Source organism: Actinomycetota bacterium, assembly GCA_040905475.1.
Taxonomy (GTDB): Bacteria; Actinomycetota; AC-67; order AC-67; family AC-67; genus DATFGK01.
The window spans coordinates 40217-51567 of the sequence record JBBDRM010000136.1; the positions used below are offsets into that span (position 1 = coordinate 40217).

An 11351-nucleotide genomic window follows, 5' to 3' on the forward strand; every position below is an offset into this window, starting at 1 on the left:
CGCGAGGCTACACTGCCTCCGTGCCGGTCTGCGCGAACTGCAACGAGGACAACCCAGAGCGGGCGAAGTTCTGCCTCGCCTGCGGCTCCCCGCTGGCAGCCACGGCGCCCGCCCGCGAGGTCCGCAAGACCGTCACTGTGCTCTTCTCGGACGTCACGGGCTCGACGGCGCTCGGCGAGGCGAACGACCCCGAAGCGATGCGCTCGGTCATGGAGCGGTACTTCGACCGGATGAAGCTCGTGATCGAGTCGCACGGCGGCACTGTCGAGAAGTTCATCGGCGACGCCATCATGGCCGTGTTCGGCGTCCCCGAGGTCCACGAAGATGACGCGCTCCGCGCCGTGCGAGCCGCCGGCGAGATGCGCGAGGCGCTCGCGGCCCTCAACAGCTCGCTCGAGGGCGAGTTCGGCGCCCGTATCCGTGCGCGGATCGGCGTGAACACGGGTCCCGTAGTCGCCGGCGACCCGACGGCCGGACAACGGCTCGTGACCGGCGACGCCGTGAACGTTGCCGCGCGGCTCGAACAGGCGGCGCAGCCGGACGAGATCCTCATCGGTGCGGAGACCTATGGGCTCGTCCGCGGCGCCGTCACGGTCGAGCCCGTCGAGCCTGTCGCGGCGAAGGGGAAGGCCGACCCGGTTCCCGCTCTCCGGCTCACGGGCGTGACGCCGGGCGCGGCCGGCGTGACGCGGCGGCTGGACGCGCCGATCGTCGGCCGCGAGCACGAGCTCTCGCTCCTGATGCAAGCCTTCGAGCGAGCCGTCCGAGAGCGTTCCTGTCACCTCTTCACGATCCTCGGCGCCGCCGGCGTCGGGAAATCGCGGCTCGTCCATGAGGTGATGACCGGACTCGAAGACCAGGCCACGGTTCTGCGCGGACGCTGCCTTCCGTACGGAGACGGCATCACGTTCTTCCCCTTGCTCGAGGCGATCCCCGAAGCGGCCGGCATCCGCGACGACGATTCCCATGCCGGGGCGCGCTCCAAGATCGAAGCGCTCTGTCGGGGCGAGGAGCATGCGGACCGGATCGCGAACGCGATCTGCGAATTACTCGACTTCGCAGAAGGATCGACCTCGCTGGAGGATCAGTTCTGGGCCGTCCGACGGCTCTTCGAGCATCTCGCGCGGCAGCGGCCGCTCGTCGTCGAGTTCGACGACATCCACTGGGCCGAGCCGAAGTTCCTCGATCTGATCGAGCACATCGCCGACTGGGCGCGCGACGCGCCGATCCTCCTGCTGTGTGTGGCCCGTCACGAGCTGCTTGACCGCCGGCAGGGTTGGGGCGGCGGGAAGATGAACGCAACCTCACTCAACCTCGAGCCGCTCACCGAGAAGGAGTGCGACCGGCTCGTCGAGTACCTGCTCGGCCGCGCCGAGATCGCCGAAGAGGCGCGCAAGCGCATCACCGAAGCGGCCGAAGGCAACCCCTTGTTCGTCGAGGAGATGCTCTCGATGCTGATCGAGGATGGTTCGCTCGTCCGCCGGGACGGGCGCTGGGTCCCGGCCGGGGATCTCGGCACCGTCGCCGTACCCCCCACCATCCAGGCACTCGTTGCGGCGCGGATCGACCGTCTCGGGCCCGGCGAGCGCGCCGCGCTCGAGCGCGCCGCGGTGGCCGGCAAGGTCTTCTGGCGCGGTGCGGTCCTCGCGTTGTCCCCCACGGAGCAACGCGGTGCCGTCGACACGAACCTGCTCGCGCTCGTACGGAAGGACCTGGTCCGGCACGACCGGTCGACCTTCGCCGGCGAGGACGCGTTCCGCTTCCGCCATCTGGTGATCCGCGATGCCGCCTACAACGGGATCGCAAAGCGCGTGCGTGCCGACCTGCACGAGCGGTTCGCGAACTGGCTCATCGGGTCGACCGGGGAACGCGCAGCGGAATACGAGGAGATCATCGCGTACCACTACGAGCAGGCGTTCCGGAATCTCGACGAGCTCGGCATCAAGGACGAGCACACGACCGCGCTCGGGATCGAGGCGGGGACGCGCCTGGCCGACGCGGGCCGGCGGGGGCAAGCCCGCGGCGACTCCCCGGCCTCGGTCAATCTCATCCGGCGCGCGATGGCCGCACTTCCGCGGAGCCATCCCGCGCGAACCGGCGCGCTGCCGGACCTCATCCTCGCGTACCTCAACGTCGGCGGGCTGGATGAGGCCGACGCGGTCGCCGCAGAGCTCCGAGCGATCGCGGACGAAACCCGCGATGAATCGGCGAGCCGGCAGGCCGAGATCGGCACGGCGGCGGTCGGTATCTGGCGCGCGACGCCCGGCTCTGCCGCCCGCGCGAGGACCGTCGCGACCGAGGCCATCGCGGCATTCGAACGGATCGGAGATGATCGCGGGCTCGCGAGCGCCTGGGATCTCCTTTCACAAGCGGAGTGGTTCCGTCTGCGAGCCGGCGACACGGCTGCTGCAGCCGAACGGGCGCTGGCATATGCGCGTCGGTCCGGGGAACGAGGTCGCGAAGACTCGCTGATCAGCACGCTATGGTTGACGCTGATCTTCGGCCCGACCCCGTGGCGCGAGGCGGTGCAACGCTCCGAGCAGCTCTTCCGAGAGCACGAAACCCAGTCGATGGAGGCCTCGCACCGAAGCACGCTCGCGAACGCGCTCATGGCAGAGGGGCGCTTCGACGAAGGACGTCGCGAGAAGGCGACGGCCCGCTCGATAGCCGAAGACCTGGGTCTCGACCTGTGGGCGGCCGGGTTCACGCAAGGGGAAGCCCACCTCGAGCGCTACGCCGGGGAGCACGAAGCCGCAGCGCGGATCCTCCGCGACGGGGCCGACACCCTCGGGCGGCTCGGCGAGGGAGCGATGCGTTCGACGAATCTCTCCCACCTCGCGCGCGTTCTCGCGTACCTGGGCCGCTACGACGAAGCCGAGCGTGCGGCCGTCGAGGCGCGAGAGACGGGCGACGAGCTGGATAACGCCACGCAGGTTGGATGGCGCACCGCGATGGCGATTGTGACGGCACAGGGGGACGACGCCGCCGAGGCCGAGCGGCTGATCCGAGAGGCCCTCGGCATGCTCGAGGACAGCGATTTCATCGAGTACCGCGCCGAGGTCCTCATCGATGGAGCCAGCGTCCTTCGTGCCATCGGCCGGCACGACGAAGCCGAGGCCTGGCTGGCGGAGGCCGAGGAGCTGTACGCGGCGAAGGGCACCCCGGTCATGGTCGACCGAGTGCGCGCGCTGCGCGCAGCTCGGTAACGGGTCAGATCCGCCAGGCCGGGCGCAGCCAGGTGCGGCGACCGCAGGCCGGACACTTGATGTAGGCCGGATAGCGCCGCGGCACCGTCAGCCAGAACGGGAACGCGAGCCGCGGCAGCTCGCGCAGCCGCACGGGTGACTCGCGCTTGCACGACGAGCACTCGAGGATCAGCGTGCCGAGCCGTCCCTGCGTCCGCGCGCCTACTGAGAAGAGCGCCAGCTTCCCGAGCGGGTCGGGCTCCCGGCTGATCTGTTTGTAGTGCGCGAGCTGGTCTTCGATCAGCTGGCGGTCCCAGTCCGCGGGGTCAGCGCTCCGCGGCGTCGTGCGCGTCTCGCCGTTCTCCGTTGTTCGCTGCATCGAGCATGCTCCTCGCGATCTGACGGTACGCCTCGGCGCCCAGGTGTGACGGGGCGAACTTGAGGATCGATCGCCCTGAACGGGGCGCTTCGGCGAACCGGATCGATTTCCGGATGGGTGGGGAAAGCACGGGAAGGCGGTACCGCCTCCCGACATCGTCCAGGATCTCCTGGCCGTGCTGCGTGCGGGAATCGTAGAGCGTGGGCAGGATCCCGATCACCTCGAGGCCTTTGTTCGTGAGGCGCCGGACGTCGTCGATCGTCTCCAGCAGCTGACCGACGCCTCGATGCGCCAGAGCCTCGCACTGCATCGGGATGATCACCGCGTCCGCCGCCGTCAAGGCGTTGATGGTCATCACGCCGAGCGACGGGGGGCAGTCGAGCAGGATCCAGTCGTAGTGGATCTGGACGTCCTCGAGCGCGGTGCGTAGCGCATACTCACGGCCGGTTCGGGTCAGCAGGTAGGCCTCGGCGCCGGCGAGGTCGATGTTCGCTGGGACCAGGTCGACCTCGGCGAGCTGGTGGATCGTCTTGCCGATCGGGACGCGGCCCACCAGGACGTCGTGGATCGTCGTGTCGAGCGCGTCCGAGTCCAGCCCGAGCGAAAAGGTCAGGCAGCCCTGCGGGTCGAGATCGACGAGCAACGCCCGGCTGCCCATCTGCGCGAACGCAGCACCGAGCGCAAGCGTCGACGTCGTTTTCGCCACGCCACCCTTTTGGTTGGCGAGCGCGATGGTCCGAGCCACGGCCCTCCCCTGGCTGCCCCGGATGTGTCAGCGGGCATCATCCGTCGCGGGCCGCGTTCAGCACAAGAGCGGGAAAACCTAATGTCGGACGAACCGGACAACGAAATTTCGTTGTGTTCGTCAGGGGCGCGCGAGTCGCTCGCCTGCGGCGTGCAACGTTTCCAGTTTCTTGCAGAACGAGAACCGGAGCTTCGTCCGTCCCAGCTCGGGCTTGCTGTAGAACGACGAGCCGGGCACCGAAGCGACTCCGACTTCCTTGGTCAGATGACGCGCAGCGGTGACGTCATCGTCGAATCCCAGGCCGGAGATGTCGGTCATGATGTAGTAAGCGCCGTACGGTTTGTAGGTCTTGAACCCCGCGCCTTCCAAGATCGAGAGCATGAGGTCCCGCCGCTCCAGATACTCTTTCGCCAGCCGAGCGTAGTACTCGTCTGGGAGTCCCATCGCCACTGCACCGGCTTCTTGCAGCGGGGCGGCAGCGCCGACAGTCAGAAAGTCGTGAACCTTGCGGACGCCGCTCGTTAGCTCCGGCGATGCAACAGTCCATCCGACGCGCCAGCCAGTCACCGAGTAGGTCTTCGAGAGCGCGTTGATCGTAACGGTGCGGTCCTCCATGCCGGGGATGGTGATGAGCGGGACGTGTTCGTGACCCTCGTAGGTCATGTGCTCGTAGATTTCGTCAGTGAACGCGACCGCCCCCCACTTCTGGCAGAGCGCGCCGACAGCCTCCAGCTCCGAGCGTGTGAAGACCTTCCCCGTCGGATTGTTCGGCGTGTTGAGGATGATGCCGCGCGTCCGATCGTTGAACGCCGCCGCTAGCTCGCCCTCGTCAAAGGTCCAGTCAGGCTCGTGCAGCGTCACATAGCGCGGGGTCGCGCCGGACAGGATTGCGTCTGGCCCGTAGTTTTCGTAGAAGGGTTCAAGGACTACCACTTCGTCGCCGGGGTCGATGACCGCCAGCATCGCGGCGATCATGGCTTCGGTCGAGCCACAGGTGACGCAAAGCTGGGTGTCGGGATTCACACGCATCCCGTACGTCCGCTCGAACTTCGCGGCGATGGCCTCACGGAAGTTCTGGGCACCCCAAGTGATTGCGTATTGATTCAAGTCGGCATCAATCGCGCCCTTGGCCGCGTCCTTCAGTTCTTGTGGGCATGCAAAGTCAGGGAACCCCTGGGCGAGGTTGATCGCGCCGTGGGCGATGGCGAGCCGGGTCATGTCGCGGATGACCGACTCGGTGAACGACGCCGCCTTAGCCGATATCATCCTTGGCCCCCTGACCTGCAAAAATGTCCTTTCTTCTCGTAGAAGGGCTCGAAGACGACCACCTCGTCACCCGGGTCGACGATCGCGAGCATCGCCGCGATCATCGCCTCGGTCGACCCGCAGGTGACGCAGAGCTGCCGGTTCGGGTCGACGGCCATGCCGTAGGTGCGCTCGAACTTCCCGGCGATCGCCTCGCGGAAGCGTTGCGCGCCCCAGGTGATCGCGTACTGGTTGATGTCGGCGTCGATGGCTTCTTTGGCCGCGTCCTTCAGCTCTTGCGGGCACGCGAAGTCCGGGAAGCCCTGCGCGAGGTTGATCGCGCCGTGCGCGATCGCCAGCCGGGTCATGTCGCGGATCACCGACTCGGTGAAGGACGCAGCCTTGGCGGAGATCCGTATCTCGCCCATCGAGAAATCGCTCATAGACAGGTTCCTTGATAGCGCTCACGGAGAATGCGTCCCGCTAATCGAGGCCGTCAATGCCCTGGTTCAGCTCAGCTTCTTCGGCTCAAAGCCAGCTTAGCGGTTAATGGACGGGGCCAGTCCGGGCGGCCAACGGAAAGGAACAGGGTCGTTGCCTTTGGTGAAAGCCGTGGTCGAAAAGTCCACCGTCCGGTTAGGGCGACGGCGTCCGACTCATATGATCTCCCCAAGAATGTGTATGTGTTGTTTAGGTCGTCTCTCGCCTCGACGCGCCATGAAGGGTCTCGGGGGCTCCCTGGAATCAACGCATACCCTATCTTGAATCGGTCTGACCAAATCTCCAGGCTGAGAAGGAACGTAGCCTCCGTCGCCTCCCGTGGGGTGATTCTCGACAGCCACGGCAGAACTCGAACAGGTTTGGGAAATGGGAGATTCGTAGGAAGATCTTTCGAGGATTCCTCCGTCGGAGGCTCCCTATCGAGGCTCAAAATCCAAGGTAATAGTCGTAATGGCAAATCAATCGCTGCGGCTGATAGTCCAAGCCACATTCCGGCGTAGGATACGACGCCCAGTACCAACCTGGCCAAAGCACGAGGTGGAAATCGGCCTCCCAATGCCAATCACCGCGACAGTATTGCGAAACTCCCTTACTCTCGTATTGCTGGCGGCAGTTGATCGCTCCTGCGTGTTGGACGGCAGGACGACCATGGACCTCCTAACCAATCTCTCCTATCGATGCGATGAACTCCCATCCACGCCCAGGGTCCCAATACCAGGCCACTCCTGCTGCGCTCAGGCCGTTCATTTCCGCGCTGCACCACGCCTTAACGCCCATATCCATCACCCCAACGTAATCAGGTGATCGCTGAAACTCATCCTCGTGCCAGCAGTAGATCGTTTGTTCTTCTTGGGCAGTTGTCGGGGCGCCTGCGCCTGCAAAACCGCAGACGTTAAACGCCTTCTCACACCCCAACGGGACGAGGCCAGCGGCGTCCCGCACACGGGCGACGAACCTCATCGTGTGAAGCTTGATACCGCCTTGGGCTGGGAGTTATGTCAACACCAGACCCATCAGAAGCGCCACGAGCGCCGCCCGTTTCATCCTGCCCCCTCCCGACGCCGAGTTAATCATTTGGCGCATACAGCCCAAATCATATCATATCTGGCTTATACCATGGGAGTCAGCGCCGCCCTCCACCACTGGCTGTGGGAATGTGGTCCCGCCCACGGTCACTCCGCCGCGAACGCTTCGGCAACAACGGGCAAAGCCGCTGGCCGGTGGTCGGGAAGCGGATGCCGGCGAGGCCGACCGCAAGCTCCTTGATGTTGTCTTCAATGTCGTCGACGAATGCAAGCCCAGCAGGAGTCGCCAAAGGATTAGGCCACAAGCCTTCTGCCAGCGGAAGTGGAATGTCCCTGGTTCTCGTAGAAGGGCTCGAAGACGACCACCTCGTCGCCCGGGTCGAAGATCGCGAGCATCGCCGCGATCATCGCCTCGGTCGACCCGCAGGTGACGCAGAGCTGCCGGTTCGGGTCGACGGCCATGCCGTAGGTGCGCTCGAACTTCCCGGCGATCGCCTCGCGGAAGCGTTGCGCGCCCCAGGTGATCGCGTACTGGTTGATGTCGGCGTCGATGGCTTCTTTGGCCGCGTCCTTCAGCTCTTGCGGGCACGCGAAGTCCGGGAAGCCCTGCGCGAGGTTGATCGCGCCGTGCGCGATCGCGAGCCGGGTCATGTCGCGGATCACCGACTCGGTGAACGAGGCGGCTTTCGCTGAGATGCCCACGTCGCCCATCGTCAACGCCCCGCCGCGAATGCCTTCGGGAACAACGGCCGCAGCCGGTCCATCACCTCGCCGTTGGTGGTGAATCGGATCCCGACCAGGCCCACGTTGCGCGCGCCGACCACATTGTCCTCGATGTCGTCGACGAACGCCGCGCGTGCCGGTGGGACGGCGAGGCGCTCGCAGGTCAGCCGGTAGATGCGCGGGTCGGGCTTGCGCATCCCGACCTCACTCGAGTCGACGACGACCTCGAACACATCGGTCGGATAGAACTCGCGCCAGCCGCCCCACTCCTTCACGTTGTTGGTGAGCAGCCCGACCTTGTAGTGCTCGCTGATCCGCCGGGCGGTCTCGATCATCTCGTCGTTGCGGCGGATCCGGCCCCACAGCTTCTTGCGAACCTCCGCCGGATCTTCCGGCATCGTGATCGTGCTGCCCATCTCGCCGAGCTTGACGCCCAGCCGCCGGTAGTAGTCGGCCTCGGTGATCTGTCCGGTCTCGAGCAGATGGAAATCGGAAGAGCCGTCGGTGCTCGAGTAGTGCTCACGGAAGGTCTTGACCAGCTCTCCCGGCTGCAGCCCCAGATCCTTCTCGAAGTCGGCGAACGACTCGAGGACCGGGGTAGTCAGCACCCCGCCGAGATCGAAGATCGCGGCGTCGAGCTCTGCGGCTTCCGTACCCGGCACGGCCGCGAGTCTATCGGAAGGCCTGGACTACGATGCCTGCAGACTCCGACCGGGGAGGCCGCCATGACCCTGCAGATCGTTCACGCCGAAGTCGAGCGTTACATGCGTTCCCTGCTGACCCGCCACGACGGAGCGGTGCTCCTCGAGATGGAGAAGGAAGGTGAGGAGCGCGGCTTCCCCATCATCGGACGGATGGTCGGTGTGACCGTGGAGGTTCTCGCGCGCGCGATCGGCGCGCGGCGCGTCTTCGAGCTGGGCTCGGGGTACGGCTACTCCGCGTACTGGTTCTCGCGAGCGGTCGGCCCGACCGGCGAGGTCCATTGCACCGATGGCGACCCCGAAAACGAGCGCAAGGCCTCGGACTACCTGACGCGCGCCGGACTCTGGGATCGGGTGCGGTACCACGTCGGCGACGCGGTCGAGATGCTCGCCGCGACCCCGGGCACGTTCGACGTCGTCTACAACGACATCGACAAGCACGGCTACCCGGACGCGTGGCGTGCAGCGCGCGAACGCGTGCGGCCCGGCGGGCTCTACCTCTGCGACAACGTGCTCTGGAGCGGCCGAGTGGCCGAGGACGTCGTCGATGACGACGTCAGGCCCGGGTGGACCGAGGCGATCAAGGAGCACAACCACCTGGTCTCAGAGGACCCCGACTTCTTGTCGGTCATCATCCCGACGCGCGACGGGGTGATGACGGCGTTGCGCCTCCGTTAGGCGTTCCGCGTGTTGTCGAGATATTCCGCGATGCCGGTCGCGGTCCGGCCGTCCATCGTGAAATCGGTGAGGCCTTCGGCGACTCGCGTGGCTCCGATCCGTAGTGGGATGACCGAGCGGACGGCGCCCTCGACCTCGTACTTGGTTCCTTCAACGTCCTCGGCCACGATGCGCATCGCGCGGTGGAAGCGGCCGTCGAAATCGGAGTCGAGCGTGAAGCGCTTGACCTTGACGAGGCGGTGGTCGCGCCAGACCCATCCCGCCTGAACCTCGCGGCCGGGAAGGATCAGCGAATGAACCCCCAGGGCTCGTTCGCGGTCGAACGGGATCGAGAACCAGCGCCATCCCCAGACCGCGCTCCAATCCCGAGGTCCCCACGACTTGTCCCGAACGCCGATCCCCTGGACCTCGAGGCGACGGTTCCCCACCTTCACGACGCCCTTGACGCGGCACGCCTGCTCGAAGTGCCCGGTGGCGACCGCCTTCGCGGCGGCGTCGGCGTCCTCGGTCCGCCGCGTGCGTCCGCTCGTGCCGAACGGGGGCATGAAGGCAACGTAGGAGAGCGCGATCTGGACGCGGACGATCCGCCCACCAGCGCTCCGTCCTCGCGTCTCGGCGATGTCGAGGTCCGATGCCTGCTCCACCGCGATGGCGCTGCCGGAGCACTCGACCACCCATCGAGTCAGGTCGAAGCCCCGTTCGTACTTCAGGCCGCCGACGGCCACCACTTCGGGATTCGCCGTCGTGGGCTCGCGGTTCATCACGGCGACCGCGCCGCCCTCGGGGAGGAACAGGAAGAGGTTCCCGTCGGCCTGTCCCTCGTTGGGTCGGAAGCCGATGCGCGTGAAGCCCGCCAGCCCGGTCGTCGGGTCGGAGAAGTTGAAGTAGTACGACTCGCTCCATGCCGGCTCGGGGCCGGTCGGATGCGGGTGGTCGTCCTGCGGCTCGATCACGAGGCGCCGCGACGGATCAGCCGGGCGGTCCGGACGAGCGACGTGAACGACGACAGCGCCTTCTGCGGCTTTGCGATCGCGGTGATGTTCTCGAAGATGATGTGCTTGAGGCCGCGTCGCTCGTAGTTCCAGGCCAGCTCCGCCATGTCCTGGGGGCTGCCATGCGGGAACAGGGCGTGCACGATCTCCCACGGAACCTTCTCCATCGCGGCCATCGTCTCGTCGCGCGAGTAGCGCGTCGGGATGAAGTCGCGGATCCCGCCGAACGATTCGCCGAACGGGTGGATGCCGCCGGCCTCACGCCACGCCTCAGCGTCGAGCACGAGCGCGCCGAGCTTCAGCGCCGGCGACTCGAGGGCCGAGTGGCAGGCGTCGTGCGACGCGTCGATCATCCCGGTGACGACGAGGCCGGGAGTGATCGACATCGGGTCACGCCCCGCCGCCGCCGCGGAGTCGCGGATCTTCCCCAACGCGATCCCGTACCGATCGGGCGAGAGCGTGTGCGGGATCCAGCCGTCGCCGTAGCGGCCGGTGATGTCGAGCATGCGGGGCCCCATCGCGGCGACCCAGATCGGCGGAGGGCGCTTCAGGTACGGACGGAGCGAGAGCGCAGCGCCCTGGAGCGTGAAGAACTCGCCCGCGAAGTGGACGGGCTCGCGGGAGGACCAGAGCAGCCGGATCACCTTCAACGCTTCCTCGAAACGGGTCACGGCTTTGGTCATCGACAGGCCGTACGGCTCGGTGTTCTCGCGCTCGCCGGCGCCGAGCCCCAGGATGAACCGGCCCTTCGTCGTGTGTTGCAGCGTGAGGGCCGCGCGCGCGATCGACGCGGGATGGAGCCGGATCGGGTCGGTGACCGAGACGCCGAACCGGATCCGCTTCGTCCGTGCACCGAGCGCGCCGAGCACCACGAACGGGTCGAAGAACTCGTCGGGATCCTTGATCAGCCTGGCCGCCGGTGTGAGGTCCTTCGACCACATGCCCGGAGGGATGACGCCCATGAAATGATCGATCAGCCAGTAGGAATCGAACCGGACCCGGTCGGCGACGCGCGCCATGATGCGCGAAACGGTGTGCGGGGGGCGCGTCGGATCTTGAACGCCCACCCTCAGCCGGTCGTCGCGCCGGGCCACGGCAGAAGCATATAGGTGGAGCCGAAAACCCGGACGAGAGACCCCCTGCGGGGTCTCTCGTCACTATGGTGCTTCGTTGACGA

At 66.5% G+C, this 11351-nt stretch carries 9 protein-coding genes and 2 pseudogenes; 2 read left to right on the forward strand and 9 right to left on the reverse strand.

Going from position 1 to position 11351, the window contains the following annotated elements; all coding sequences use genetic code 11:
* The first annotated feature begins 20 nt into the window (after window positions 1-20).
* Window positions 21-3206 (forward strand): adenylate/guanylate cyclase domain-containing protein, encoded by a 3186-nt coding sequence (locus tag WEB06_16450; protein MEX2557207.1) that lies wholly within the window; start codon window positions 21-23, stop codon window positions 3204-3206.
* Window positions 3207-3210: 4 nt separating this feature from the next.
* Here WEB06_16450 and WEB06_16455 read toward each other — a convergent pair whose 3' ends face one another.
* The 7 genes and pseudogenes from WEB06_16455 to WEB06_16485 all read right to left on the reverse strand — a co-directional run bounded on the left by WEB06_16455 (window position 3211) and on the right by WEB06_16485 (window position 8465).
* Window positions 3211-3564: a hypothetical protein gene (locus tag WEB06_16455; protein ID MEX2557208.1), complete on the reverse strand. Its 354-nt coding sequence runs from the start codon at window positions 3562-3564 to the stop codon at window positions 3211-3213.
* Entirely contained in the window at window positions 3512-4309 is a 798-nt protein-coding gene (locus WEB06_16460) for a ParA family protein (GenBank protein ID MEX2557209.1), read from the reverse strand. Before WEB06_16460 ends, WEB06_16455 begins: the two co-directional genes overlap by 53 nt.
* A 120-nt stretch (window positions 4310-4429) precedes the next feature.
* Window positions 4430-5575: an aminotransferase class I/II-fold pyridoxal phosphate-dependent enzyme gene (locus tag WEB06_16465; GenBank protein ID MEX2557210.1), complete on the reverse strand. Its 1146-nt coding sequence runs from the start codon at window positions 5573-5575 to the stop codon at window positions 4430-4432.
* Between the two features lie 35 nt (window positions 5576-5610).
* Window positions 5611-5997: pseudogene (locus tag WEB06_16470) on the reverse strand (aminotransferase class I/II-fold pyridoxal phosphate-dependent enzyme).
* Window positions 5998-6712: 715 nt separating this feature from the next.
* Window positions 6713-7015, reverse strand: a complete 303-nt coding sequence (locus WEB06_16475; GenBank protein MEX2557211.1) for a hypothetical protein — start codon at window positions 7013-7015, stop codon at window positions 6713-6715.
* A 395-nt stretch (window positions 7016-7410) separates the two neighbouring features.
* A pseudogene (locus WEB06_16480) lies at window positions 7411-7791 on the reverse strand (aminotransferase class I/II-fold pyridoxal phosphate-dependent enzyme).
* 2 nt (window positions 7792-7793) lie between these two features.
* On the reverse strand, window positions 7794-8465 hold the full coding sequence (locus tag WEB06_16485; GenBank protein MEX2557212.1) for an HAD family phosphatase: 672 nt from the start codon (window positions 8463-8465) through the stop codon (window positions 7794-7796).
* Window positions 8466-8528: 63 nt separating this feature from the next.
* Between WEB06_16485 and WEB06_16490 the strand changes: the two genes are divergently transcribed.
* Window positions 8529-9182, forward strand: a complete 654-nt coding sequence (locus WEB06_16490) for an O-methyltransferase (GenBank protein ID MEX2557213.1) — start codon at window positions 8529-8531, stop codon at window positions 9180-9182.
* On the opposite strand, the gene WEB06_16495 is transcribed toward WEB06_16490, so the two are convergent.
* Window positions 9179-10135: a hypothetical protein gene (locus WEB06_16495; protein ID MEX2557214.1), complete on the reverse strand. Its 957-nt coding sequence runs from the start codon at window positions 10133-10135 to the stop codon at window positions 9179-9181. The genes WEB06_16490 and WEB06_16495 overlap by 4 nt on opposite strands.
* Window positions 10132-11268 (reverse strand): LLM class flavin-dependent oxidoreductase, encoded by a 1137-nt coding sequence (locus tag WEB06_16500; protein MEX2557215.1) that lies wholly within the window; start codon window positions 11266-11268, stop codon window positions 10132-10134. Before WEB06_16500 ends, WEB06_16495 begins: the two co-directional genes overlap by 4 nt.
* Window positions 11269-11351 lie beyond the last annotated feature (83 nt).

Excerpts from the sequence above, each read along its gene's own strand:
- WEB06_16490 (MEX2557213.1), top strand. The coding sequence starts at position 8,529 with ATGACCCTGCAGATCGTTCACGCCGAAGTCGAGCGTTACATGCGTTCC.
- WEB06_16455 (MEX2557208.1), bottom strand. The coding sequence starts at position 3,564 with ATGCAGCGAACAACGGAGAACGGCGAGACGCGCACGACGCCGCGGAGC.
- WEB06_16475 (MEX2557211.1), bottom strand. The coding sequence starts at position 7,015 with ATGAGGTTCGTCGCCCGTGTGCGGGACGCCGCTGGCCTCGTCCCGTTG.
- WEB06_16465 (MEX2557210.1), bottom strand. The coding sequence starts at position 5,575 with ATGATATCGGCTAAGGCGGCGTCGTTCACCGAGTCGGTCATCCGCGAC.